20 protein-coding genes, 1 tRNA gene and 1 pseudogene are annotated in these 25,381 nt (G+C 73.4%); 9 read left to right on the forward strand and 13 right to left on the reverse strand.

From position 1 onward, the window contains the following. Positions 1–11 precede the first annotated feature (11 nt). The 6 genes and pseudogenes from E4N63_RS05505 to E4N63_RS05530 all read right to left on the reverse strand — a co-directional run bounded on the left by E4N63_RS05505 (position 12) and on the right by E4N63_RS05530 (position 5,562). Positions 12–1,226, reverse strand: a complete 1,215-nt coding sequence (locus E4N63_RS05505; protein WP_230240091.1) for an acetyl-CoA C-acetyltransferase — start codon at positions 1,224–1,226, stop codon at positions 12–14. 138 nt (positions 1,227–1,364) lie between these two features. Beyond that, positions 1,365–2,507 (reverse strand): acyl-CoA dehydrogenase family protein, encoded by a 1,143-nt coding sequence (locus tag E4N63_RS05510; protein WP_125624291.1) that lies wholly within the window; start codon positions 2,505–2,507, stop codon positions 1,365–1,367. Continuing rightward, a pseudogene (locus tag E4N63_RS05515) lies at positions 2,504–3,656 on the reverse strand (CaiB/BaiF CoA transferase family protein). The gene E4N63_RS05510 and the pseudogene E4N63_RS05515 overlap by 4 nt, the downstream one beginning before the upstream one ends. A gap of 307 nt (positions 3,657–3,963) precedes the next feature. Further along, positions 3,964–4,263 carry a YciI family protein gene (locus tag E4N63_RS05520; protein ID WP_125624293.1) on the reverse strand — a complete coding sequence of 100 codons (300 nt, stop codon included), beginning with the start codon at positions 4,261–4,263 and terminating at the stop codon, positions 3,964–3,966. Between the two features lie 207 nt (positions 4,264–4,470). Next, positions 4,471–5,178, reverse strand: a complete 708-nt coding sequence (locus tag E4N63_RS05525; RefSeq protein WP_230240092.1) for an endonuclease V — start codon at positions 5,176–5,178, stop codon at positions 4,471–4,473. Positions 5,179–5,364: 186 nt separating this feature from the next. Then, a complete protein-coding gene (locus E4N63_RS05530) occupies positions 5,365–5,562 on the reverse strand; it encodes a hypothetical protein (protein ID WP_125624295.1) in 198 nt (65 codons plus the stop codon). Positions 5,563–5,723: 161 nt separating this feature from the next. Here E4N63_RS05530 and E4N63_RS05535 point away from each other — a divergent pair, with 161 nt between their 5' ends. The 3 genes from E4N63_RS05535 (at position 5,724) to E4N63_RS05545 (ending at position 8,331) form a co-directional block, all read left to right on the forward strand. Beyond that, on the forward strand, positions 5,724–7,247 hold the full coding sequence (locus tag E4N63_RS05535) for an FAD-dependent oxidoreductase (protein ID WP_125624296.1): 1,524 nt from the start codon (positions 5,724–5,726) through the stop codon (positions 7,245–7,247). A gap of 27 nt (positions 7,248–7,274) precedes the next feature. Continuing rightward, positions 7,275–7,928: a HemK2/MTQ2 family protein methyltransferase gene (locus tag E4N63_RS05540; RefSeq protein ID WP_125624302.1), complete on the forward strand. Its 654-nt coding sequence runs from the start codon at positions 7,275–7,277 to the stop codon at positions 7,926–7,928. 157 nt (positions 7,929–8,085) lie between these two features. Next, entirely contained in the window at positions 8,086–8,331 is a 246-nt protein-coding gene (locus E4N63_RS05545) for a CDGSH iron-sulfur domain-containing protein (RefSeq protein ID WP_374112690.1), read from the forward strand. A gap of 62 nt (positions 8,332–8,393) precedes the next feature. Here the strand turns inward: E4N63_RS05545 and E4N63_RS05550 are convergent, their stop codons facing one another. Continuing rightward, entirely contained in the window at positions 8,394–9,482 is a 1,089-nt protein-coding gene (locus tag E4N63_RS05550; RefSeq protein WP_230240093.1) for an iron-containing redox enzyme family protein, read from the reverse strand. Positions 9,483–9,698: 216 nt separating this feature from the next. Between E4N63_RS05550 and E4N63_RS05555 the strand changes: the two genes are divergently transcribed. After that, entirely contained in the window at positions 9,699–10,112 is a 414-nt protein-coding gene (locus E4N63_RS05555) for an SsgA family sporulation/cell division regulator (RefSeq protein ID WP_043471725.1), read from the forward strand. 92 nt (positions 10,113–10,204) lie between these two features. On the opposite strand, the gene E4N63_RS05560 is transcribed toward E4N63_RS05555, so the two are convergent. Further along, entirely contained in the window at positions 10,205–10,942 is a 738-nt protein-coding gene (locus E4N63_RS05560; RefSeq protein WP_230240094.1) for a GPP34 family phosphoprotein, read from the reverse strand. A gap of 422 nt (positions 10,943–11,364) precedes the next feature. Here E4N63_RS05560 and E4N63_RS05565 point away from each other — a divergent pair, with 422 nt between their 5' ends. Both E4N63_RS05565 and E4N63_RS05570 read left to right on the forward strand, forming a co-directional pair. Further along, positions 11,365–12,981, forward strand: coding sequence for an ABC-F family ATP-binding cassette domain-containing protein (locus tag E4N63_RS05565; protein ID WP_230240095.1), 1,617 nt, complete (start codon positions 11,365–11,367; stop codon positions 12,979–12,981). A 187-nt stretch (positions 12,982–13,168) separates the two neighbouring features. Continuing rightward, a complete protein-coding gene (locus tag E4N63_RS05570) occupies positions 13,169–14,140 on the forward strand; it encodes an acyl-ACP desaturase (protein WP_125624299.1) in 972 nt (323 codons plus the stop codon). Positions 14,141–14,268: 128 nt separating this feature from the next. On the opposite strand, the gene E4N63_RS05575 is transcribed toward E4N63_RS05570, so the two are convergent. The 5 genes from E4N63_RS05575 to E4N63_RS05595 all read right to left on the reverse strand — a co-directional run bounded on the left by E4N63_RS05575 (position 14,269) and on the right by E4N63_RS05595 (position 20,270). Continuing rightward, positions 14,269–14,342 (reverse strand) — tRNA-Met (locus tag E4N63_RS05575). Between the two features lie 95 nt (positions 14,343–14,437). Beyond that, positions 14,438–14,710, reverse strand: a complete 273-nt coding sequence (locus E4N63_RS05580; protein WP_019710803.1) for a WhiB family transcriptional regulator — start codon at positions 14,708–14,710, stop codon at positions 14,438–14,440. A gap of 255 nt (positions 14,711–14,965) precedes the next feature. Further along, positions 14,966–16,009, reverse strand: coding sequence for a LacI family DNA-binding transcriptional regulator (locus E4N63_RS05585; protein ID WP_228430297.1), 1,044 nt, complete (start codon positions 16,007–16,009; stop codon positions 14,966–14,968). Between the two features lie 483 nt (positions 16,010–16,492). Continuing rightward, entirely contained in the window at positions 16,493–17,491 is a 999-nt protein-coding gene (locus E4N63_RS05590; protein WP_230240096.1) for a hydrolase, read from the reverse strand. 166 nt (positions 17,492–17,657) lie between these two features. Beyond that, entirely contained in the window at positions 17,658–20,270 is a 2,613-nt protein-coding gene (locus E4N63_RS05595) for a glycoside hydrolase family 48 protein (protein WP_230240097.1), read from the reverse strand. A 1,500-nt stretch (positions 20,271–21,770) separates the two neighbouring features. Between E4N63_RS05595 and E4N63_RS05600 the strand changes: the two genes are divergently transcribed. The 3 genes from E4N63_RS05600 to E4N63_RS05610 all read left to right on the forward strand — a co-directional run bounded on the left by E4N63_RS05600 (position 21,771) and on the right by E4N63_RS05610 (position 25,357). Next, positions 21,771–22,790, forward strand: coding sequence for a glycoside hydrolase family 6 protein (locus tag E4N63_RS05600; RefSeq protein WP_230240098.1), 1,020 nt, complete (start codon positions 21,771–21,773; stop codon positions 22,788–22,790). After that, complete coding sequence (locus tag E4N63_RS05605) at positions 22,787–23,284, forward strand: DoxX family protein (protein WP_230240099.1); 498 nt, start codon at positions 22,787–22,789, stop codon at positions 23,282–23,284. The genes E4N63_RS05600 and E4N63_RS05605 overlap by 4 nt, the downstream gene beginning before the upstream one ends. A 738-nt stretch (positions 23,285–24,022) precedes the next feature. After that, the gene (locus E4N63_RS05610; RefSeq protein WP_308188771.1) at positions 24,023–25,357 is read left to right on the forward strand and encodes a glycoside hydrolase family 6 protein; all 1,335 of its coding nucleotides are present in this window, start codon (positions 24,023–24,025) and stop codon (positions 25,355–25,357) included. Positions 25,358–25,381 lie beyond the last annotated feature (24 nt).

The following is a 25,381-nucleotide window of genomic DNA, read 5'->3' on the forward strand; positions in this document are numbered from 1 at the left end:
GTTCCGGGCGCTCAGAGGCGTTCGACGATGGTGGCGATGCCCATGCCGCCGCCGACGCAGAGGGTGGCGAGCCCGTACCGCTGCTCGCGGCGCTCGAGTTCGTCGACGAGGGTGCCGAGGATCATGGCGCCGGTGGCGCCCAGCGGGTGTCCCATGGCGATCGCGCCGCCGTTGACGTTGACCTTCTCGATGTCCAGGTCCATGTCCCGGACGAAGCGCAGGACGACGGCCGCGAAGGCCTCGTTGATCTCGACGAGGTCGATGTCGCCGATGGTCAGCCCGGCCTTGGCGAGCGCCTTGCGGGCGGCGGGCGCCGGGCCGGTCAGCATGATCGTCGGGTCGGCGCCGGAGACGGCGGCGGAAACGATCCGGGCGCGCGGGGTGAGGCCGTGGCGGCGCCCGACCTCCTCGCTGCCGATGGCGACGAGCGCGGAACCGTCCACCATGCCGGAGGAGTTGCCGGCGTGGTGGACGTGGTCGATCTTCTCGACCCAGTGGTACTTCTGCAGCGCGACGGCGTCGAAGCCGCCCAGCTCGCCGATGTCCGCGAAGGACGGCTTGAGGGAGGCCAGGGAGTCGGCGGTGGTGCCGGGGCGGATGTGCTCGTCGTGGTCGAGGACGGTCAGGCCGTTGCGGTCCCGGACGGGGACGACGGAGCGCTGGAAGCGGCCGTCCTTCCACGCCTCGGTGGCCCGCTCCTGGGAGAGGGCGGCGTAGGAGTCGACGTCGTGCCGGGTGAAGCCCTCGACGGTGGCGATCAGGTCGGCGCCGATGCCCTGCGGGACGAAGCCGGTCTCGTAGGCCGTCATCGGGTCCATGGCCCAGGCGCCGCCGTCGGAGCCCATCCGGACCCGGGACATCGACTCGACGCCGCCGGCCAGGATCAGGTCCTCCCAGCCGGAGCGGACCCGGGCGGCGGCCTGGTTGACGGCCTCCAGACCGGAGGCGCAGAAGCGGTTCTCCTGCACGCCGGCCACGGTGTCCGGGAGCCCGGCGGCGATGGCGGCGATCTTGGCGATGTCGGAGCCCTGGTCGCCGATGGGGCTGACGACGCCGAGCACGATGTCGTCGATGGCCGCCGGGTCCAGCCCGGGAAACCGGTGGCGCAGCTCGTGGATCAGGCCCACGACCAGGTCGATGGGCTTGGTGCCGTGCAGGGCGCCATTGGCCTTGCCGCGGCCGCGCGGGGTGCGGATCGCCTCGTAGACGTACGCTTCGGTGCTCAACGTCGGCAGCCTTTCCGTGCTGTTCGATGCCGTGCCGCCCGGGGCGGGCGGCGGGTGGTGCGGTCGTCCGGGTGGTGGGGGTGCGGTGCGTGCCGTTCCGCCGGTGGTGCCGTGCGGATGCCGCCGCACGGACCGCCGTCAGCCGAGGACCGACCGGCCGATGATCTCCTTCATGATCTCGGTGGTGCCGCCGTAGATGGTCTGGATGCGGCCGTCGGTGAACGCCTTCGCGACCCGGTACTCGGTCATGTACCCGTAGCCGCCGTGGAGCTGGAGGCAGCGGTCGGTGACCCGCTTCTGGAGTTCGGTGGCCCACCACTTGGCCATCGAGGCGTGCACGGCGTCGAGCTGCCCGGCCGTGTGCTCCTCGATGCAGCGGTCGAGGAAGGCGCGGGTGACGGCGCACTCGGTGGCCATCTCGGCGATCTCGAAGCGGATGTGCTGGAGCTTCGCCAGCGGCCGGCCGAAGGCCTCCCGCTCCTTGACGTACCGCTTGGTGATCTCCAGCAGTTCCTCGGCGCCCGCGATGGCGGCGACGGCGATGCTCATCCGCTCCTGGGCGAGATGGGTCATCAGATGGAGGAAGGCGCCGTTCTCCTCGCCCAGCAGGTTCTCCTTGGGGACGCGGACGTCGTGGAAGAACAGCTCGGCGGTGTCCTGTGCCTTCTGGCCGATCTTGTCGAGGTTGCGGCCGCGCTCGAAGCCCTCCATGCCGCGTTCGACGACGAGCAGGCTGAGGCCCTTGGCACCGCCCTCGGGGGTGGTGCGCGCCACCACGATCACGAGGTCGGCGAGGATGCCGTTGGAGATGAAGGTCTTGGAGCCGTTGAGCACCCAGTGGTCGCCGGCGTCGGTGGCGGTGGTGCGGATGCCCTGGAGGTCGGAGCCGGCGCCGGGCTCCGTCATCGCGATGGCCGTGATGGTCTCGCCGCTGCAGAAGCCGGGCAGCCAGCGCCGCTTCTGCTCCTCGGTGCCGAGGGCGGTGAGGTAGGGGCCGATGATGTCGTTGTGCAGGCCGATCGCCAGGCCGGAGGCACCGGCCCGGGCGAACTCCTCGGTGAGGACGGCGCTGTGGCGGAAGTCGCCGGCGCCGCCGCCCCCGTACTCCTCGGGGACGGCGAGCCCGAGCAGCCCCTGCCGGCCGGCGGCGAGCCAGGCGGAGCGGTCGACGACGCCCTCCCGCTCCCAGCGTTCGTGGTGCGGTTCCACCTCCTTCTCCAGGAAGGCGCGGACGGTCCCGCGGAAGGCCTCGTGCTCGGCGGTGAAGACGGTGCGCTTCAACGCGCGCCTCCTGACGAGGTGGTGGGAGCCGGGTCGGCGGTGAGGCAGGGGACGTCCCAGTCGGCGGCCACCTCGGCGGTGTGGGCGCCGGGCAGCGCGGGGGTGTGCGGACGGCGCCGGGGTCGCGGAGAACCGCGGCGCGGGGGCGGGCTGGGTGATGCCGCCGTGGTCGGTGAACGTGGAGCGGGCGGCGAGATGCGGGTGGCGCGGGGCCTCGCGCAGGGACAGCACGGGGGCGACGCAGGCGTCGGAGTCCGCGAAGACGGCCGTCCACTCCTCGCGGGTGCGGGTCCGGAAGCGGTCGGCGACGGCGGCGCGCAGCGCCTCCCAGTCCCCCGGGTCGCCGCGGCCGGGTGCCTCCTCGCCGAGGCCGAGGAGGCGGGTGAACTCCTCGTAGAAGCGCTCCTCCAGGGCGCCGACGGCCATCCAGCCGCCGTCGGCGGTCTCGTAGACGCCGTAGAAGGGGGTTCCGCCGTCGAGCAGGTTGACGCCCCGGCGGTCCTGCCAGGCGCCGGCGGCGAGCAGGGCGTGGATCATCGTGGTGAGGTGGGCGGTGCCGTCGGTGACGGCCGCGTCGACCACCTGTCCGGTGCCGGTGGTCCGCGCGTGCTGGAGGGCGGCGAGGACGCCGACGACGAGATAGAGGGAGCCCCCCGCGTAGTCGCCGAGGAGGTTGGCGGGCACGGCGGGCGGGCCGCCGGCCGCACCGATCATGCCGAGGGCCCCCGTGACGGCGACGTAGCCGATGTCGTGCCCGGCGTGCGGGGCGAGCGGGCCGTCCTGGCCCCAGCCCGTCATCCGGCCGTACACCAGGCGGGGGTTGCGGGCCAGGCAGTCCTCCGGGCCGACGCCGAGGCGTTCGGTGACGCCGGGCCGGTTGCCCTCCAGCAGGATGTCCGCCCGGGCGGCGAGGCCGAGCACGGCCGCCCGCCCGGCCCCGGTCTTGAGGTCGATCAGGACGGAGCGCTTGTTCCGGTTGGTGAGGTCGTACGCCGGGTCGATGCCGAGCCCGGCCCCGCCGGGGCGGTCGACGCGGACGACGTCGGCCCCGAGATCGCCGAGGAGCATGGCGGCGAAGGGGCCCGGCCCGATGCCCGCCAGCTCCACCACGCGCACGCCCGCCAGCGGACCGTTCCCGGTGACTGCCATCGAGACCCCGACCCCAAACCTTGGTGATACCGCCCTGGTGCGCCGCCGCGGTGGTGCGGTGACTGCCACGGCGGCCCGGCATGACACCATCGATGTAACACCACTGATGCTAAGAACGTGTTCCAGTTCGCACAAGCCCTCCGGACCGGGAAAAACGTGGGACGCGGCGGCCGGGTGGCCGCCGCGTCCCAGTAGTGCTCGGTGCCGTCTCCCGGCCGTGCTTCGCTGCGTGTCGCGGGTGGGTGCTCCGGGGCCGGACCGCGGACGCCTCTGGGGCCGTGCCGCCCGGACCGGTGTGCGCCGGTGCTCAGCTCCGCGCCGGCTGGCGGTACTCCCGCAGGGGAGGCGCCGTGCGGCTCGCGGTGAACTCGGTGATCCGGTACTCGCAGACCTCCTCCTGGGCGAAGGGGTCGCTCGCCGCGATGGCCTCCACCCGGTCGCGGTCGGCTCCCACGGCGAGGATCACCCCGCCGTCACGCGGTTTCTTGGGGCCGGAGGCGATGAACTCCCCCGCCTCGAACTGCTCGTCCACCCAGGCCATATGGGCCTCGCGGAGGGCCTCGATCCGGTCGGCGGGCGCGCAGTAGGTCAATTCGAGTACGAACATGGGCTCACCCTACGCACGCCACCGTGTGCGGGCGGCACCCCCGGGCCGCGGCGGGCGGAGGCCGGGACGGCGCCGTTGCGCAGCCCGGACAGCGGTCCGGGCGGGACGGTCAGGCGGTCCGGACGTACGTCCGCAGGGCCGGCGCGGCGGGTGCGGGGCCGCCGCGGCGGGGAGCGGCGTGGCGCGGGAGGGCCCGCGCCCCGGCGCTCAGACCGGGGCGGTGTCCCCGAGGGCGGCGGCGAGGGTGCGGCGGCAGAGGGAGTCGGCCCGCCGCGTCGTCTCCGGCAGCCGGTAGCGCGGGGTGAGCCGGAGGGTGTGGGCGACGGCGTGGTCCAGGCCGATCCCGTGGCCCACCGAGACGAAGACCGGCTTGACGCCCTCCCGGGTGCGCAGCGCGCGCCCCACCTCCTCCTCGCCGTCGAGCAGCGGCGAACTCGCGCCCCGCTCGGGGCCGGGCGGTGCGAAGGCGAAGCCGAACGGGGTCTTGGCGACGCCGAAGGACGGGATGCCGGTCAGCACGCCGAGGTGGGCGGCGAGCCCCAGCCGCCGGGGGTGGGCCAGGCCGTAGCCGTCGCAGACGACCAGCGCGGGCGGTTCGGACAGCCGTTCCAGGGCGTCGAGAACGGGCGGGAGTTCGCGGAAGGCCAGCAGTCCGGGAACGTACGGGAACGCGGCGTGGCCGGTGGCGGTCGCCTCGTCGAGCGGCTCCAGCGTCTCCGCGTCCAGGACGACGGCGGCCGCGGCGAGCCGTCCGGTCGCCTCGTCATAGGCGACGTCCACGCCCGCGATCGTCGGCACCTCGCCCGGTGCCGGACCGGGGCCGGCCGTGTCGGCCCGTTCCCGCAGCCGGTTCTGCTCGGCCACCGCCTCGGCTTCCGTGGCGGGCCAGTTCCCGGCCGTCCGTCGTGGTCGCATGGGGTCCGTCCTCCGGCTCGCTGCCCGGTGCGGGACCGGGGTTCCGCTCAGCGGGTGGTCCGGGCCGCATCCTGCCACCGCGGGCGCGCCGCGGGTACGGCCGGGGGTGCCACGGGGTGCCGGGTACCGCGGGGTGCCGGGTACCGCGGGGTGCCGGGTACCGCGGGGCGGTGGGGAACGCGCCGGTCAGCCGCCCAGGGTCCACAGGGTGAGGGTGTAGACCATGAAGATCACCCAGAGCACCGCCGCGGCGCCGCCGAGCGCCAGGGCCGCCTTCATGGCGCCCGCGACGGCCTGCCCGCCGCCGTACGGAAGAGCCTCGCCGCCCTGCGGGCGGTAGTGCGGCTGGAACTGCTGGACCCGGGTGTTCGCGATCTTCTCCATGCCTCACATCCTGTCCCCTGCCACTGACACCACACATGAGTGCGCGTACTCAGCGGGGGTACTCATACCCACCCGTACGAGCGGCCCCGGCGGACCGCGGGGCGGCCCGCGGGCGCTCCCGGCAAGTGCAGAACGCGGCCTCCGGGGGAACCCGCTGCCGCATGACAGATCTCCCGGGCACACACGAGTCGTACTGGATCGACACCACCCCGCAGACCTCCCACCCCTCCCTGGACACGGACCTGGAGACCGACGTCGCCGTGATCGGCGGGGGTATCGCCGGGCTGTGCACGGCGTGGGAACTGGCCCGCGCGGGACTCGGTGTCGTCGTTCTGGAGGCGGACCGCATCGCCACCGGTGTCACCGGCTACACCACCGCCAAGGTCTCCGCCCTGCACACCCTGGTCTACGACCGGCTGCGCACGACGCGCGGCGCCGACGGCGCCCGGCTGTACGCGCGTTCGCAGGCGGACGCGGTGGAGCACGTCGCCGCGACGGCGGCCGAACTGGGCATCGACTGCGATCTGGAGCGGCTGCCCGCGTACACCTACGTCCGGGACCCGGCGGCCGCGGCGCAGGTCGAGGCGGAGGCGCGGGCGGCCGCCGAGGCCGGGCTCCCTGCCTCCTATGTCACGGAGACGGGCCTGCCCTTCCCCGTCGCCGGTGCCGTGCGGGTCGACGGCCAGGCGCAGTTCCACCCGCGCAAGTACCTCCTCGGGCTGGCGGAGGACCTGCGGGCCCGGGGCGGACGGATTTACGAACGGTCCCGGGTCACCGGGCTGCGGGAGGGGACGCCCTGCCGGGTGACGACGGAGGGCGGGGCGGCCGTGACGGCGCGCGATGTCGTGGTCGCCACGCACTACCCGGTCTTCGACCGCTCCCTCGGCTTCGCCAAGCTCTCCCCGCACCGCGAACTGGTGGTCGCCGGCACGCTCCCCGCGGACCGCGATCCCGCCGGCATGTACATCACCCAGGAGGAGAACAAACGCTCGGTGCGGACGGCACCCGGACCGGACGGGCGGCGGCTGCTCGTCGTCACCGGCGAGAGCTTCCTGCCGGGCACGGCCGACGCGGGCGAGCGGTTCCGGCGGCTGGCGGACTGGACGGCCGAGCACTTCCCCGGCACGGAGATCTCCCACCGCTGGGCCGCGCAGGACAACGACCCCACCGACACCGTGCCCATGGTCGGCCCGCTCCACCCGGGCGCCCGGCACACCTACGTCGCCACCGGCTTCGGCGGCTGGGGCATGAGCAGCGGGGTGATGTCGGGCCGGCTGCTGTCGGCACTCATCCGCGGCGAGACCCCGGAGTGGGCCGGACTGTACGACCCGCGGCGGCTGATGAGCACCGTCCGGGAGGGCGGCGGCTTCCTCAGGCACCAGGCGACCGTGGGACGCCACTTCGTCGGCGACCGGCTGAGGACCGCGCACACCGACTCGGTGGACGACATCCCGCCCGGCGCGGGCGCCGTCGTCCGCAGCGGCGGCCGCAGCTGCGCCGTCTACCGGGACGAGGAGGGCGCCGTGCACGCCGTCTCCGCGCGCTGCACGCACCTGGGCTGCCTGGTGGCCTTCAACGCCGGCGAGCGGGCCTGGGAGTGTCCCTGCCACGGCTCCCGGTTCGGGGTGGACGGCCAGGTCATCCAGGGTCCCGCGAACCGGCCGCTGGCTCCCCGCGACGTTTAGCCGTGAGGGCCGGGGTACCCGGTGACCGTGTTGTTTCTGAAGCCCCCAGGGGTTTATGCGCCGCAGGACGATACGTCCTGCCTCACCGCCGCTCTCCGCGAGGAAACGTTCGCCCCGGGCGTCCGGGTGCTCGACCTGTGCACCGGCACCGGAGCCCTCGCCGTGGCGGCGGCCCGGCGCGGAGCCCGTGTGACCGCCGTCGACACGTCGGTCCGCGCGGTGCTCACCTGCCGCCTCAACGCCCGCCTGGCGGGCGTACGGATCAGGGCGGTCCGGGGCGATCTGCTGTCGGCCGTCGGAGGGGAACGGTTCGACGTCATCCTCAGCAACCCCCCGTATGTGCCGTCACCGCACCCGCGCCTGCCCCGCCGCGGCCCGGCACGCGCCTGGGAGGCGGGGCACGACGGGCGGGCGCTGCTCGACCGGATCTGCGCCGAGGCACCGGGGCGGCTGCGCCCCGGCGGCGTCCTGCTCCTCGTCCAGTCGGCGCTCAGCGGTGTCACACCGACGCTGGACGCGCTGGTGCGGGCCGGTCTCGACGCACAGGTGACCGAACGCCGGTACGTCCCCTTCGGGCCGCGGCTGCGGGAACGGGCCGAGTGGCTGCGCGGCCGGGGGCTGCTGCCGCCCGGTGAGGACAAGGAGGAACTGGTGGTGATCCGCGGTGAAGCCGCCCTCTGAGCCAGGCGGAGCCACCGCCGCGTCCGGAGCCACCGCGGGACCCGTCACCGGACCCGCCGCCGGGCCCGGAGACGCCGCCGGACGCGGTGCTCCTGCCGGCACCCGCACCGGGGCCGGCGCCGCCGCGGAGGTCCCCGCCGCGCGCGAGGCCCGCCGGGTGAGCCTGGTGCGGGGCGGCCCGATGCTGGTGGAGGGCCCGGTGGAGGTGGTGCTGGAGGACGGCAGCACCGAGCGCTCGGACCGGTTCACCGTGGCGCTGTGCACCTGCCGCCGCAGCCGCCGCTTCCCCTGGTGCGACACCAGTCACCGCCGACGGGTCCGCGGTACCGCGGACGAGCACGGAGACTCCCCCGGCGGAGTCTCCGGCTCACCCGGCGAAGGCGGGTCCTCCTCCACCGGCTGAACCCCTCCGGCCCCGCGCCCGGCCCCACGGGGGCGCGGGGCCGGGCGCGGGGTCGCGACCGCTCAGGCGGGTGCCGGCACGGGCGGCGGCGCGGGGAGCGGCTCGCGCAGGGAGGTGCGGCCCGCTTCCCAGGCCGCCAGCAGATGGCCGCCGAGCCGGTCCTCCAGGAACTCCGTCGAGGCGGCCCCGAAGGCCACGTCCGCGTCCAGGCCGGGCTCCTCCTCCAGCAGTCCGCCGACGACGTCCCGGCGCACGATCTGCTCGTGCACCGCGTCCGCCTCGACGTGCTCGGTGTAGAAGTGCACGGCGGCCGGGCCCGCGCCCGCCCGTTCGAGCGCCCTGGCCAGCCGGCGCGAACCGGGCGAGGAGGTGATCTCGACGGTCGCGAAGTGCCCCACCAGCGCCCCGCGCAGCGCCCGGTGGAGGCCGAACAGGGACATCTGGTTGACCACCGCGAGCATCGGGGCGGGCGTGACGTCCAGATAGCGCCCGTAGGCGGGGTCGAGGCCCAGGTCGGTCATCAGCTCGGCGAAGAGCCGGGCGTGCACGCGGTCGGCCCGCCCCCCGCCGAACTCGTCGAACTCGACGGCGGCCATGGCGGCCTTCGCCCGGCCCGTCAGCCGGGGGATGACCCAGGCGTGCGGGTCGGCCTCCTTGAGATGGTAGAGCGAGCGCTGCGCGGCGTACTCGCGCAGCTGCCACAGCTCCCCGGACTCCTGGAGGCGATGGCTGACGCCGTCGCCGTCCACGGGTTCGACGAGCAGGGCGTCCAGAGCCGCCGCGGCGCTCTCCGGGCGGGAGGTGTCCGCGCGCAGGGCGGTCAGGAAGCGTTCCTCCAGCGCCCGGCGGAGGCGGAGGAGGTCCGGGTCCCACTCCCAGTGGCCGCCGACCCCGGCGAAGCCCCGGTAGTGCAGTTCGTAGGCGAGGTAGAGGGCGAGCTGGAGATCGTCGCCGTAGGGGTCGGCGGCGGTGACGGCCGGTCCGCCGGGCAGGTCCGGGGAGCCGCCGGTGAGCAGGGCGGTCACCGCAGCCGACAGGTCGCCGCGCGGCGCGGGCAGGGCCGGTCCGCCGGCCGCGGTCCCGGCTCCCCCGGCGTTCCCGGCCCCGGTGCGGCCGGCGGTGCCGGGGGTCGTCGTCGCTCCGGTCGCCATGGCTCCGGGCCTCCTCTTCCCTCGTCCCCGGGGACCGTCCGCCCCGGGGCACATCCGGGTCGTTCGAGTGCCCTTCGCCGCCCCGGTCATGCGTTCGCGGAGGCCGCGGAGGAGCGGAGTGACAGAGGTCACGCTGCCGATCCGCACACTGAGAGGGCCGCCGGATCGTCATAGAGAGTGTCAGCCGTCTTCCGAACACCTCTCAGGAGGCAGGAGTTGTCCCCTGTCATCGACCGAGCCGTACAGGCCGGCCTCATCACGTCCGACGGGCAGGTGATGGACGTTCCCGCGGCGCTGCGCTACCGGCGCGACGATCCGCTCGCCGTCCGTGCCTGTTTCCCGCCGCGCGCCTCCCTCGGCGGTGCGGACGTGACCTGGGTGTTCTCCCGGGATCTGCTGGCCGCCGGGCTGCTGGAGCCGGTCGGGGACGGGGATGTGCACGTACGGCCGTTCGGACCGCTGGTGACGGTGCTGGAGTTCCACGCGGCCGCCGGGACGGCGCTGGTCCGGATGGACAGCGCGGACGTGCGGAGCTTCCTGGAGCAGACGTACGCCCTGGTGCCGTTCGGCCGCGAAGAACTCCATCTCGACCTCGACGGCGACCTGGCGGCCCTGCTGCGCGAGGCCTGACACCCCGCCCGCCACCGGGGCGGCGCACGGCCCCGAGCCACCGGCGCGGGCAACGGGACACCGGCAGGGCCGCGTGCCACCGGAGCGGCCGGTCAGCCGCCGGCCGCGGACGCCGCCGCGGACTCCTCCGGGGCGGCGACGGCCGCGGCGAGGGCGGCCCGCACCTCCGCGACCGCCCGCACGGGCGCCACCGCGGCCGGCCCTCCGGCCGGGCCGCACTGGCCCGCGCGCCGCGCCAGTTCGCCGAGCCGCCGCCCGCGGGTGGTCCGTTCCTCCGCGGAGACCACCCCCGTCAGCCCGGCCGCCGCGGCCAGGACGACCAGTGCCGCGTCCTCGGGCGCCACCCGCGCCACCGGCTCCCGCCCGTGCAGCACGCGCCGCGCGTCCGCCCGCAGAGCCCGCGCCGCCTCCCCGTCGACCAGGGCGTAGTCCCGGGGCGGCAGCAGACCCAGCCACCGCCGGGACACCACGCGCAGGGCGCCCTCCTCGGCGAGCCCGGCCTGTACGGCGTCCAGGGTGGTGCCGGCGTGCCGGGTCACCCAGTCCCGCCAGCCGTGCGGCGGGGACTCGGTGACCAGCTCCAGCAGGTCGTCGAGTGCCGGATCGTCCGTCCGGGCGTCGAGGTCCGGTGTGACGACTCCGCCGTCGTCGGTGAGCAGCCCCCGCCGGGCCAGTTCGGTCAGCGCCCCGGCCCGCACCAGGGGCGGCAGCCAATCCGCGCCGTCCGGGCCGCCGGTCCCGGGCCGGACACTCTCCGGGGCCCGGCCGAGCAGGCAGAGCCGGGCGGCGAGGGAGCGGGGGCAACGGGAACCGTGGGTCACCGGGGTCACAAGGGCCTCCTGCGGATCGGGCGGCCGGTGCGGCCGGTGGCGGTGGCGAGCGCCGCGGACGGCCGGCGACGGGGCCCCGGGCCGGTCGGCGGGGCCCTGCGGACCCCTTGCGGGCCGGCCCCGGCCGCACGGGCGGCAATTCCGTTGCCGCCGCCCGGCCGTCTCCGTACCGTGGTCACCGGCCCTGTTGTCGGTGGATGGAGAAGGCGTTGCTCGTCTGAGGTCATGGGACACCGTGTGCCACGCCCCGGCCGGAAGGCCGCACCGGCGTGGGCCGTTGTGCGACCTCGGCACCGAGCCACCCGCCCCGACCGGGGCTTCTTCTCTGGTTGTTCTCTGGTGCCCCTCTTCCGCCACGGCATTCCCCGGTGTCTCCTCCGCTGCCCCGTACCCCGTGTTCCCCGGCGACCAGGAGGCCCTGTATGGCACCGTCCGCTCTCTCCGTCAGCTGCTCCGATCTCTCCTTCACCTGGCCGGACGGCACCACCGTCCTGGACGGTCTCGATCTCGCCGTGGGACCGGGCCGCACCGGCATCGTCGGGCTCAACGGCTCCGGCAAGTCCACCCTGCTCCGCCTGATCGCCGGTGAGCTGCGGCCGTCCGGTGGCACCGTGCGGGTCACCGGCGAGACCGGCTACCTGCCGCAGAACCTCGCCCTGGACACCGCGCTCCGCGCCGACGTGGCGCTCGGCATCGCCGTCCCCCGGGCCGCCCTGCGCGCCATCGAGGCCGGCGACCCCAGCGAGGAGCACTTCACCGCCGTCGGCGACGACTGGGACATCGAGGAACGGGCCCTGGCCACCCTGGACCAGCTCGGCCTGGGCCACATCGGTCTCGACCGCACCGTCGGCGAGCTCTCCGGCGGCGAGTCGGTGCTGCTGCGGCTGGCGGCCCTGCTGCTGCGGAGGCCCGGCGTCCTGCTGCTGGACGAGCCGACCAACAACCTCGACCTGCGCGCCCGGCGCCGGCTGTACGACGCCGTGTCCTCCTGGCGGGGCGTGCTGCTCACCGTCAGCCACGACCGCGAACTGCTGGAGCTGGTCGACCGGATCGGAGATCTGCGCGAGGGCGAGGTGCACTGGTACGGCGGCGGCTTCTCCGCCTACCAGGAGGCGCTGACGACCGAACAGGAGGCCGCCCGGCGCTCCCTGCGCGCCGCGGAGGCCGATGTGCGGCGGCAGAAGCGGGAGCTGGCCGAGGCCCGGGAGAAGCTGGCCCGCCGGGTCCGCTACGGCAGGAAGATGTACGAGAACAAGCGCGAGCCCAAGATCGTGATGAACGCGCGCAAGCGCGCACAGCAGGTCTCCGCCGCCAAGCACCGCGGAACCCATACCGCGCGGCTGGAGGACGCGCGCGAACGGCTGGACGAGGCCGCGGACGCCGTGCGGGACGACGCCGAGATCCGCGTCGACCTGCCGCACACCGCCGTCCCGCCGGGCCGCACCGTGCTCACCGTGCGGGAGGCGGAACTCCGGTACGGCGCGCGGGTACCGGAGTTCACCGTGCGCGGCCCCGAGCGGATCGCGCTGACCGGCAACAACGGTGCGGGCAAGACCACCCTGCTGCGGACCATCGCGGGCGAACTGGAGCCGGTGCACGGCGAGGTGCGGACTGAGGTGCCGTCGAGGTTCCTGCCCCAGCGGCTGGATCTGCTCGACGACGGGCTGAGCGTTGCGGAGAACGTGGCCCGGCACGCCCCCTCGGCCACCGACAACCGGATCCGGGCCCGGCTCGCCCGCTTCCTCTTCCGCGGCGCCCGCGCCGACCAGCCGGCGGGCACCCTCTCGGGCGGCGAACGCTTCCGCGCCACCCTGGCGGCGCTCATGCTGGCCGAGCCCGCGCCACAGCTCCTGATGCTGGACGAGCCGACCAACAACCTCGACCTGTCCGGCGTCGAACAGCTCACGGCGGCACTGGAGTCGTACGAGGGCGCCCTGATCGTGGCCACCCACGACCTGCCGTTCCTGCGGAGCCTGGGCATCACCCGCCGGCTCCATCTGGACGGCGAACTGACGGAGACGGCCCCGGAGGACCTCTGATGGGGGGTGCGGGCGGCCGGTTCGGCGTGTTGACCGGCCGCCCGCACACCCCGTCCGTCACCCGACATTACGGGATCTACCCTCCGATTAGCCGCACCCCCCTGGTCCCGGGCTTCCCCCCATGCTTAACCTACGGTTTCGTAACCTACGGAGCCGTAGGTGATCCGCACGTCTCCAGGAGCTCGTTGTGACCCAGACCCCCGCCCCCCTCGCCGGCTCCGAGGGGTGGAGCGACGCCAAGCTGCTGTACGCGCTGGAGGAGGTCGTCGAGGACGAACTCAACCGGCACCTCAAGGTCACCAAGGACTGGATGCCGCACGAATACGTGCCGTGGAGCGACGGCCGCAACTTCGACGGCCCGCTGGGCGGCGAGGCCTGGGCCCCGGAGCAGTCCAAGGTCAGCGACATCGGCCGGATCGCCCTCGTCGTCAATCTGCTCACCGAGGACAACCTCCCCAGCTACCACCACGAGATCGCCACCCTCTTCGGCCGCGACGGCGCCTGGGGCACCTGGGTGCACCGCTGGACCGCCGAGGAGGGCCGGCACGGCATCGTGATGCGCGACTACCTGCTGACCTCCCGGGCCGTGGACCCGGTGCAGCTGGAGGAGTTCCGCATGGCGCACATGTCGGAGGGGTTCGAGTCCGACAACCGGCACAGCATGCTGCACTCCGTCGCCTACGTCGCCTTCCAGGAGCTGGCCACCCGGATCTCGCACCGCAACACCGGCCACCACTCCGGTGACCCGGTCTGCGACCGCATGCTCTCCCGGATCGCCACCGACGAGAACCTGCACATGGTCTTCTACCGCAACCTGCTCGGCAAGGCGTTCGAACTGGCGCCGGACCAGACGATGGGGGCCGTCCGCGACGTCGTCGTCAACTTCCGGATGCCCGGCCACGGGATGCCCGGGTTCGAGCGGGCCGCCGCGCAGATGGCCATCGGCGGCATCTACAACCTCCGCATCCACCACGACGACGTTCTCCAGCCGGTGCTGCGCTTCCTCAAGGTGCTGGAGATCTCCGGGCTCGGCCCCGAAGGGCTCAAGGCCCAGGAGGAGCTGGGGATGTACATGGGCGGTCTCGACGAGCAGGCCACGAAGTTCGACGAGCGGCGCGAGGCCCTGCTCGCCCGCCGCGCCGCCCGCAAGGCCTCCTGACGCATCAGCCGGCCTTCCCGCCGGCGGCCGTCGGCCGGGCCCCGGTCCGGCGACGGCCGCCGGGTCCGGCCGGGGCCGGGCAACGCGTCGGGCCCGGTGCGCTGTGCACACCGGGCCCGACGTCTTCGTAGCGGGGACAGGATTTGAACCTGCGACCTCTGGGTTATGAGCCCAGCGAGCTACCGAGCTGCTCCACCCCGCGTCGTTGAACCCGACTCTACGTGGTGCGGGCCCCTGTGCAAAATCGGTGACGCGGCCCGCACCGGCCCGGTCCTCCGCCGGTGCGGACCGCGGCCCTCAGGACGTACCGCTGCCGCCGCTTCTGCGGGACTTGCGCAGCCGGCGCCGCTCCTTCTCGGAGAGACCTCCCCAGACGCCGAACCGCTCGTCGTTCTCCAGGGCGTACTCCAGGCACTCCACCCGTTCCTCACACGCCCGGCAGACCTGCTTGGCCTCCCGGGTGGAGCCGCCGGGGACCGGAAAGAAGAAGTCGGGCCCGGTCTGCGCGCACAGCGCGCGCTCCCGCCAGCCGGAAGCGTGCTCCGCCGGCCCGATGAACTCGATCAACATGCAGGTCATGCTGCAGCGGGTGGATCAACGTTCGCTGAACGAGGGGTCAACGCGCTGGCGCCCGGTTCCTGTTGGCGCCCCGCCCTGCCCGACTGACCGACCCGCGTGGGAGGTTACCGGTCCGGCCACGGCGTTCGGCGTCGGTGCGCCGGCGCGTCGGCCGGCCCGCCCGGCCCGGGCCCCGCTGCCGGCCCGTTCCGGCCGCGGGAGCGGTCCGTACGCCACGCGGCCTCACGCCGGAGAACCGCCCCGGCGTCAGGCCGACTCCCGGCGCACCAGCTCGGTCTGCAGCAGGATCGACGGCGGCAGGCCCGCTTCGCCGGAGAGCTGGGCGAGCAGGCGCCAGGTCATGGTGCGGCCGAACTCCTCGATCGGCTGCCGGACGGTGGTGAGCGGGGGCGAGGCGGTGGCCGCGATGTCGAGGTTGTCGAAGCCGACGACGGCGACGTCCTCCGGGATGCGCCGGCCCGCCGCCTGCAGCGCCTGCAGGGCGCCGACGGCCATCAGGTCCGAGGCCGCGAAGACCGCGTCGAGGTCCGGGTGGGACTCCAGGAGCCGCCGCATGGCGGCCGCTCCGCCCTCGACCGTGAAGTCGCCGTGCGCGACCGCGTCGGTGGGGAAGCCCGTGCCGGCCATGCCGCGGCGCCAGCCGCTGAGCCGGTCCATGCCGACCGCCATGTCGGCCGGACCGGCGATGGTGGCGACCCTGGTCCGTCCGGTGTCGATGAGGTGACGGGCCGCCAGGCAGGCGCCGTTGAAGTTGTCCACGTCGACGTACGGGGCGTCGACCCGGACCAGCGGCCGGCCCCCGAGGACGACGGGCAGGCCCGCCTCCACCAGCAGGCTGGGCAGCGGGTCCTCGCCGTGCAGGCTGACGACGAGCGCGCCGTCGACGTGGCCGCCGCAGAGGTAGCGGGCGAAGCCGTCCTCGTCCTGCTCGTTGGTCATCAGCAGCACCAGCTGGAGCTGGCTGCCGGAGAGGCCGCTGTAGATGCCGCGCAGCACCCGGGCGAAGAAGGGGTCGCTGAGCACGAAGTTGCCGGGCTCGGACATCACGAGGGCGATGGAGCCCGTTCGCCTGGTCGCCAGGGACCGGGCGACCTGGTTGGCGCGGTAGCCCAGGACCTCGACCGCGTGGGCCACCTGCTCCCGGGCCTTCTCGCTGACGTAGGGCAGGCCGTTGATCGCCCGGGAGGCCGTGGCACGGGAGACCCCGGCGGCCCTGGCGACCTGTTCGAGAGTGGGGCTCGCGCTCGGGCCCGGCCGTCCCAGAGGCTGAGCCCCTGCTGATTCAGTCACCGGCTCTCCGCGTGTGGCAGTGTCGCGCGCCGCGCGCGGCGGCCCGCGCCGGGGACGGCGGCCCTGGCGACGGCCCGGGCGGCGCGCCCGGGGCGGCCCGCGGGGGCCGCGCGGTGCGGGATTCCGCGGCTCCGCCGCGCGGGGGCGGGCCGTCGGGCGCCGCCGCGAACCCGCGGCAGGCCGCGGCCGGCCATGCCGGTTCGCTGCTTCGTGCTGGACACTCCCCCACCCCCACTGACGCCGTCCGATTCCGGTGACCGCCGGGCGACGCCTCGCCGGCAGCGCACTGGAAGCGCTTTCAGACTACCCACGGAACAGGAGGACCGCCAGGGAAGGGAGGGCTCCCCCGGTCCGCCGGCCGCGCGGGGCGGCCGTCTCCGGGAAGCCGCCGTGCGCGCCGCGGCCTCCCGGCCCCCGCGCGTCGCGCGGGGGCCGGGAGCGCGGCGGACGGCGCCGTCCGCGGATCCGTCCGCGGGTCATGGGTCAGCAGCCGATCGGCGCGGTGCCGACCGCGATGTCGTCGTACCAGAGGGTGTCGTCGCCGCTGCCGTAGCTCTCCCAGCCGAGCCGCAGGTCGGTGAGGGAGGGGCGCCAGCCGGGCTTGTTGAGCCACTGCCGGTCGATGTCATGGGTGGGCGTGCCGTCGATGACGAGGCCCTCGACGGCCGAGCCGTTCACCTTGGTCTCCAGGGTGGAGCCCTCGATGCCGAACTCGACGCAGGTCCATTCGTTCACGGGCAGCGGCATGCTCTTGGACACCCCGACGGGGCTCTGCTCCGGCAGGGTCGCGTCGTCGGACTCGCGGTTCCACTGCAGGGCGCCGTTCTGGCCGCCCATCCGCAGGTCCTTGCCGCCGTCGTTCGCGTCCTTCATGGCCGCGAACGTCACATGGGCGGCGGGCAGCGCGGTGGTGTGCCGCACCCAGAAGCGGACGTGCAGCGAGGGACTCCCGGCCACCTCGTCCAGCGGGGTCGAGGCGAACATGTGGTTGCAGTAGCCGGCCCCGCCGTCGATCCGGAGCGACTTGCTCCCGGTGTGCGCGGTGCCGGAGTCGACCGTCGCGGTGCCGGTGCCGGTGCAGTTGGCGGCCCCGGCGGTCCAGCGGCCGGAGGGAGCGCTACCGGTCTGCGACTCGAAGTCCTCGCAGAAGCCCGAGGCGTCGCAGGCGGCCGCGGGCCGGTCATCGGCGGACGGGTCCGCGGCGGAGGCGCTGCCCGTGGCGCCGGCGGCGGTGAGCGCCAGGACGGTCGCCGACGCGGCCAGGATCTGCCGGCGGCGGGTGGGGCGCGCGCTCCGCGGCGGTGCGGAGCCGGCGGGCGGGGGTACGGGGAGTCCGGCAGGCCGGGTGACGAGGACGAGCGTGAAGTCGTAGGTGAGGACATGGGTCCCGACCCTCCTCGGTGAAAGGTGAGATGGCGGCGGAGAGATCAGCGCCGCGGTGGGGGCCTCCCCAGGCCCCCACCGCGACGGGCGGTGATTCATCCACCGCGGGGCGGGCGCGTGCGGATCCGCTGGACGCCGCGGCGCGCGGGAGGAACGCATTGCCGCCGACGTCGACGCGCCCGTGTGGTGTGTGGCGGCCGGGCCCCGGAGGGCCGGCCGGGTGGCCGCGGCGGGCCGGGCCGGAGCCCGGCCCGCCGCGTCCGGATCATCCGAACAGGGCGTCGTGCGCGGCGAACGCCGTGGCGATCTCCGTCTGGGCCCAGTAGCGGTGGTACGTGAACTCCGGCGCGGAGCCGCCGTTCAGGTACTGCTGCACCTTCGGGAAGTCGGGGTCGCTCTCGTAGAAGGAGCGGATCGACAGGAAGGTGGAGTCCGAGTTGATCTCGTCACCGTTGGGCATGGTGCCCGTCCAGCCGTTGGGGACGTAGAGCTTGTCCTCGCCGGAGGTGACCTCGAACCGGTTGTAGTCCTTGCGGACCTCGGGAATCGCGATGCCCAGGTCGTCCTTGTGCGCGAGCATGCCGTCGAGCAGGCCCTCGCCGGCTTCCCTGGCCTCCGCGTCGCCCGAGCCGGCCGCGTAGTACAGCAGGGTCTTGGCGAACGAGGCGGCGACACCGACGTCGTTGGTGTGGTTCAGGACCTCGACGTGCAGGCCGCTGTTGCTGCCCGGGTTGGAGGCGTTCCAGGTGTCGGGCTGGCCGCTCCACTCCAGGTCGGACGGGATCTGGTAGTTGCCCGTGCCGTCGATCGTGGAGTTCTCCAGGGCCCAGTCGACCCACTTGTCCATGATCTTCCCGGCGCGCTCGTCACCGGTCTCGGCGTACAGCTCGGCCGTGCGCTGCAGGCCCCAGACCTGGAAGCCGAACCACCGGTTGGACGGCGGGTCGTGCCAGACGGGCTGCCAGTCGTAGTACATGCCGTAGAAGGTGGAGGCGTTCGACGGCGGGCTGGCGTACTGACCGTCCCAGCTGTTGGTGGCACCACCCGCGATGCCGCCCTCGGAGGACTGCAGCCACTGCAGGAACTCCAGCTGCCGGTCCAGGCTCTTGGCCCAGTCGGCCTGGCCCGAGGAGGACTTCGGCTTCATGTCCGGGTCCTCGGCCAGGGCGTAGGCGGCCATCGGGTTCTGGTAGCCCTGGTGGGCCGCGCCGTCACCGATGCGCCAGGCCCACGGGTACTGGGCGTCCTGGTTGGCGCCGCCCCAGGCGTAGTACCAGGACATCAGGTAGTGCGCGCTGTCCTTGCCGCTGCCCGCGGGGCAGGACGGGCTGGTGCAGTTGCCGATCTTCTTGAAGTACTTGTCGAACATGGCGTAGCGCAGGTAGTCGCCCATCTTGACGGCCTTGCCGACCACGTCGGCGACCTCGCCGGCCTTGCCCTGCTCCTCGGCGTACTTCTTGGCCTGGTAGGCCACCTGCACCGCACGCGCGTCGGCGTCCGGGGCGTTGGTGTACTTCCACTGCTTGGCGTACTCCGCGTCGTCGGTGAACAGGTCGAGGAACCCGTTCTCCCCGCCGTGCGCGAAGGTGTCGCAGGACGGCTGTGTCACCGTCTCCCAGACCGACTCCTGGGAGCCGCGCTGGAAGGTGTTGATGAACGCGGGCGCCGTCTCGCCGTCGCCGCAGAAGCCGAAGCCGTACGTGTTGTCCACGTCCAGCAGCCAGTGCATGCCGTAGATCTCGTCGGTCCCGTAGGCCGACTTGAGCTCGCCGGCGATGGGGTCCCGGCCGACCGACACGCCGGAGTCGAGCTTCGCCGGGTACGCGGTCGGGCTCGGGTGCTCGGGCGCGTAGGTGGCCGGCTTGCTCGCGTCGTAGGCGCCGTTGGTCGGCTGGTCCTCGGTGCCCGGGATGGCGAACTCCTCCAGCGACGCCCAGGCGTCGTTGAACGGGCCCCAGTCCTCGGTGATCCGGCCGTACTCCGACTCCAGCCACAGGTAGTAGCTGAACGCCTCGGAGGTGGTCTCGTGGCCGTGGTCCGGCGCCTCGACGATCAGCGTCTCGATGGCGTGGTACGGCACCTTCAGTCCGTTGAAGGTGCGGTAGTAGCCGCTCGACGGGTCGTTGATCTTGTTGTACAGGTCGAGGAAGTCCTGCTGGTACTCCGAGGCCTGCGGTGAGATCTCCTGGACCGGTACGGAGCCGGCGTCGTGGCCCGCGGCGGTCGCCCTGAAGACGGCCTTGGCCAGGTCACCGGTGGTGTCCGCGGAGTTGACGGGCACCTGCTGGACGCGGTCCCAGTTCTCGGGGGTGAACGTCAGCTCCGACTTGGCCGCGCTGATGTCCTTGGTGCCGGAGGCGCGCTCCAGGGTCACCCGCACGTCCGAGGACGGCTTGGCGGACAGCTTGACGCCGACGGTCGTCTCCCCGCCCTGCTTCACCTGCCGCGCGACGGGAGAGGCGATCACGGCCGGTTTCTCCAGGACGTTGACCAGGGACGGGTGCGAGCCGACCGGCTTGCCGTCCTTGTCGTACGCCTTGGCGGTGATGGAGTACTGGCCCTCGGGGGCGTTCTTCCACTCGCCCTCGAACGGGGCCTTGGAGTCGGTGGCCAGCAGCTTGCTGTCCGCGTAGAACTCGACCTTGGCGACGTCCCCGGTGGTCTTCGCCTTCAGCGGCACGCCCTCGGGGGCCAGCGCGTAGTTGTCCGCGCCCGTCTCCGAGGAGGTGAGAGCGACGCCGATGGCCTGGGCCTCGGCGGATCCGGCGGCCTCGGAGGCGAAGGTCGTCCCCGGCACCACCCCCGCGACGAGAGCGGCGAGGGCGAGTCCTCCCGTGACCGGGCCGGGCCGTAGCCTGCGCCGTAGGTGTGATCTCATTGCCTGCTGGTTCCTCTCTGTCACATGGTGTGGGGCCATATGTGTGGGGCATGGAGGGGTGGTGCTGTCGGGCGTGGACGGGCGCGCCCGGTCGGGGTGTGCGCGTCACACGGTGGATCCGGCCCCGTGAGTGGGCTGTGCGGTGCGGTGCGGCCACTCACGGGGCCGGTGATCGTGGGGGCGGAACGGCCCGGGCACCGTGGGGTCGGGACGGTGCGGGCGGGCCGGACGGGTGGGGGTGTGCGGCTCGGGTCCGCGGTTCCTCGTACCGTGCCGTCGTCAACGGCTTCCCGGGAGCCGTACGCGGGTGGGGGGTGGTCAGCTCTCGGCACGGTGTACTGAAACCGCTTCCAGTGCCGGGACTGTAGCGGTCACGCCGGGCTCTGAAAACCCTTACTCGTCAGTCCAGTTGGACAAAGTAAGCGGCTGTGTTCGGCACCATGCCATTCACCAGCGCTTTTGTTGACACGGCGGCGGATGAATCGCCGCGAGAGCCGAAGTCTCCCCAACTCGCCTCTCTGACCTGCGGGTTGGCAAGTGGTTCGCACCGCTCCTATTGACAGGGCTACCGGCCGCGCTCACTCTAAGAGCGCTCCCAGGTCCTGACCGACGGAGCCGATCACCGGCCGGCCACCGCGCACCCCGTCGTCGGCGCGAGCCCAGTGATCGTCCCGGCACGGCGGCCCGGGACGGACGGAAGCGACTGCCCTGACCCGGCCTCCGTCCGGCCGACCGCACACCGGCCGCCGTGCCACCGCACCTCCCCGCACCGCGAGCTCCGCCCCCACCCGCACCGCCCGCCGCACCCCGCAAGCAGCACCCCGCCGCACCACCCGCAAGCAGCACCCCCACCCGTACCGCCCCACCGCGAGCACGGAGGCTTGCAGATGAACCCCATCCGACAGCGGACGGGGGACGGACCGCCGCGACGGCGGCCCTCGTCCCCCGTCGCGCTGACGGCTGCCGCGCCGGCCCGGACCGCCGACGGGCCGGCCGGTGCGGGGCGCTGCCGCGGCGGGGAACCGCCGCCACGGCCCTCCCGGCCGCACCGGGGAATCCCCGTGCGGCGGGAACCGCCCAGCCCGAGCTCCGGCACGGCCGACCCCGCCCGGTCCGTGCCGGACCGGGCGGCCGGGCGGCGCGCACCCCTTCGCGGCCGGACGCCGGTCACCGTCCCGGCGGGTGCCGCCCGCCCGCCCGGCCCCTCCCCGCCCGGCCACCACCGCCACGACCACCGCCCTCCGCGGACCGGCCCCGCACCCGGCCCGTGTCCGGCGCCCGGCGCCGCCACCCCCGTCCGCCGGACAGGCGCCGGACCCCGGCCCCTCACTCTCCGGCCCCCGCATCCCCGGGAGGACTCCACCGACGCCAGCTCCCGCAGCCCACGTCCCGTCCCTGACGTGCCCGGAAGCGCTCCAGAACCCCCTCCTGGAAGCGCTTCCACCTCTCCGGGCACCGGGCCGGGACCGCTTTCCACCCCACCCCCATGGAGCTTCACCCATGAAGAAATCCTCCTGTGCGGCGGCCGGTGCGGCCGCCCTGGCCGTCGCCGCCTTCCTGACCCCCGCCCCCGCCGGCGCCTCCGAGGCCGGGCCGGAGGCCGACAGCACGTACTACGTGGACCCCGGGACCCAGTCCGCCAAGTGGGTCGCCGCGAACCCCGGTGACTCACGGGCGGCGGTGATCCGGGACCGGATCGCCTCCGTGGCGCAGGGCCGCTGGTTCACCACGACCAACACCGGCGAGGTCCGTGCCGAGGTCGACGCCTTCGTCGGCGACGCCCAGAGCGCCGGGCAGATCCCGATCATGGTCGTCTACAACATGCCCAACCGCGACTGCGGTGGGGCGAGCAGCGGCGGCGCCGCCAACCACTCCGCGTACCGGCAGTGGGTCGACGAGATCGCCGCCGGCCTGAACGGGCGTCCCGCCGCGATCATCATCGAACCCGATGTGCTGGCCCTGATGTCCAACTGCCAGGACGCCTCGCAGCAGCGGGCCACCCAGGAGTCGATGGCCTACGCGGGCAAGGCGCTCAAGGCCGGCTCGGCGGAGGCCAAGGTGTACTTCGACGCCGGCCACTCCCGCTGGCACTCCCCGCAGGAGATGGCCTCCCGGCTGGCCGCCTCGGACATCGTGAACAGCGCCGACGGCATCTCCAACAATGTGTCGAACTACAACCACACGGCCGACGAGGTCGCCTACAGCCAGGCCGTGCTCAACGCCATCGGCTCGAACGAGCTGACCGCCGTGGTCGACACCAGCCGCAACGGCAACGGCCCGGACGCCCGGGGCGAATGGTGCGACCCGCCGGGCCGGGCGATCGGTACCCCCACCACCGCCGACACCGGCCAGGACCGGATCGACGCCTATCTGTGGGTCAAGCTCCCCGGTGAGGCGGACGGCTGTGCCGCCGCGGCCGGGCAGTTCGTGCCGCAGCTCGCCTACGACATGGCCAACGCGGCGCCCGCCGCTGCCACCTCTTCTTCTTCCAGGACCGCTTCCGAGGACGGTGCACGATGAGTGAATCCCGAGTCAGCCCCGTGACGGTCGCGTCGGGCGGGAGAGGACTGACCGGTGCGCTGAACCGCAGCAGCGGCCATGTGCTGGGCCTCTTCCGGATCGTCGTCGGCTTCCTCTTCGCCTGCCACGGCGCCGCGACCCTCTTCAACGTCCTCGGCGGTCCGCACGGCGGCGTGGTACCCCAGGTCGGGGCCTGGCCGAGCTGGTGGGCCGCGGCCATCCAGCTCGTCGGCGGCGGCCTGGTCATGCTGGGCGCCTGGACGCGCATCGCGGCCACCATCTGCTCCGGCTCCATGGCGTACGCCTATTTCGTCAGCCACCAGGGCGAGGCCCTGTTCCCGCTGCAGAACGGCGGCGAGGCCGCCGCGATGTTCTGCTGGGCCTTCCTGCTGATCGCCGTGCTCGGCCCCGGCAGGCTGGCTCTTGATTCGCTTTTCCGCCCGGCGTACGAGAGGGAGCGGGAGAGCGACGGAAGGAATGCGCTCGCCGTGTGAATTCCGTGCCATTGCGCGGATCCGCACAGCCCGGATTCCCTCGCATGAGGATCTCTTCGAAGCCCACCGCTTTTCGGTGACGGCACCCGGTTAAGTCACCGAAAAGCGGATTGCGGAAGCACGGCGAATTCCGTCACCGGAAAGAAGGGGATCCGGCGGCCCGGGGCCGGACGGCCGGGCCGGGGAACGACCGCCCGGCCCATACTCCGCACCGGTGCCGGGCGGCGGCCCGCACGGCCGCACCACACCACCCGCCGCACCTGCGGACACTCGGATACTCCCTGGTCAAAGCGGTCTCCCGAGTTCCCCGGGCGGGCCGGACGCCATGCCGTCCGGCCCACCCGGGGCTCCCTCGATGCCCACCGGCCGGCCGTCGTCCGCTGCCCGGCTCCGGGCCCCACCGCACAGCGCTGTACGGAGTGCCGGGAAGTCCGCCGGCAAAGAGCGCACCGGCCGGTTCGTACCCCACTCACGCCATGGTGGTGGGGTGATGTTTCGTCCGTGCGGCGGTCATTGAAATTCCATGTGTCGGAGGTCTTCTCAGTTTCTTCCGCCACTGGTAGCGTCCTTGCTGTGGGAGCGCTCCCATTGAGCCGTCGGGCGCTTCCCAGTCCCCCACCGTCTCGCGTCGGTCAACGCGCCGCGGGATGACACCGAATAGGAGCTCAGATGACAACCGATTCCCCAGGCGGAATGCGAAAAACGCGCTTCCGTCGCGCCGTTACGGCAGTGAGCGCCATGGCGCTCGCCTCCGGTTTCATGATCGCCGCGGGGAACACGGCGAACGGTGACGAGGCGTCCTCCTCGGCGGCCGCGGCGCGCGTGGACAACCCCTACGAGGGCGCCCAGCTGTACGTGAACGAAGACTGGTCCCGGCAGGCGGCGGCGAGCGGCGGCCAGGCCATCGCCGACGAGCCGACCGCCGTATGGCTGGACCGCATCGAGGCGATCGACTCGGGCTCCGCGGGTGAGAACACCATGGGCCTGCGGGACCACCTCGACGCGGCCCTGGACCAGGGTGCCAACGCCCTGCAGATGGTCACGTACAACCTCCCCGGCCGCGACTGCGCCGCGCTGGCCTCCAACGGCCAGCTCGGGCCGGAGGAGATCGACAAGTACAAGAACGAGTTCATCGACCCGATCGCGGAGATCCTGTCGGACCCGAAGTACGCCGGCATCCGGATCATCAACGTCGTCGAGATCGACTCGCTGCCCAACCTCATCACCAACGTCGGCAGCCGCGAGACGGCCACCCCCGAGTGCGACGTCATGAAGGCGAACGGCAACTACGTCAAGGGCGTCGGCTACGCGCTGGCCACCCTCGGCGACATCGAGAACGTCTACAACTACATCGACATCGGCCACCACGGGTGGATCGGCTGGGACGACAACTTCGGGCCCACCGCCGACCTGCTGCACGAGGCGGCGACCACCGAGGGCGCCACCGTCGACGACGTCGCGGGCTTCGCCGCCAACACGGCGAACTACGGCGCCACCGAGGAGCCGTACTTCTCGATCGACGACACCGTCGGCGGGAAGTCGATCCGCGAGGGCTCCAAGTGGGTCGACTGGAACCGCTACGTCGACGAGCTGTCCTTCTCGCAGGCGTTCCGCGAGGAGGCCGTCTCCGCCGGCTTCAACAGCGACGTCGGTGTCATCATCGACACCTCCCGCAACGGCTGGGGCGGGTCCGAGCGGCCCACCGGTCCGGGCTCGACCAGCGGCACCGCCGACGAGTACGTCGACTCCAGCCGCGTCGACCGCCGTATCCACCTCGGCAACTGGTGCAACCAGGCCGGCGCCGGCCTCGGCGAGCGGCCCACCGCCTCGCCCGCTCCGGGCATCGACGCCTACGCGTGGATCAAGCCCCCGGGCGAGTCGGACGGTTCCAGCAAGGAGATCGACAACGACGAGGGCAAGGGCTTCGACCGGATGTGCGACCCCACCTACGAGGGGAACCCGCGCAACCAGAACAACATGTCCGGTGCCCTGCCGGACGCGCCGGTCTCCGGCCACTGGTTCCAGGCGCAGTTCGAGGAGCTCATCGAGAACGCCTACCCGCCGGTCAACTGACCACGGTGACGCGTGAGCTGAGCA

The sequence above is a fragment of the Streptomyces sp. MNU89 genome (genome assembly GCF_020982505.1).
Classification (GTDB): Bacteria; Actinomycetota; Actinomycetes; order Streptomycetales; family Streptomycetaceae; genus Streptomyces; species Streptomyces xinghaiensis.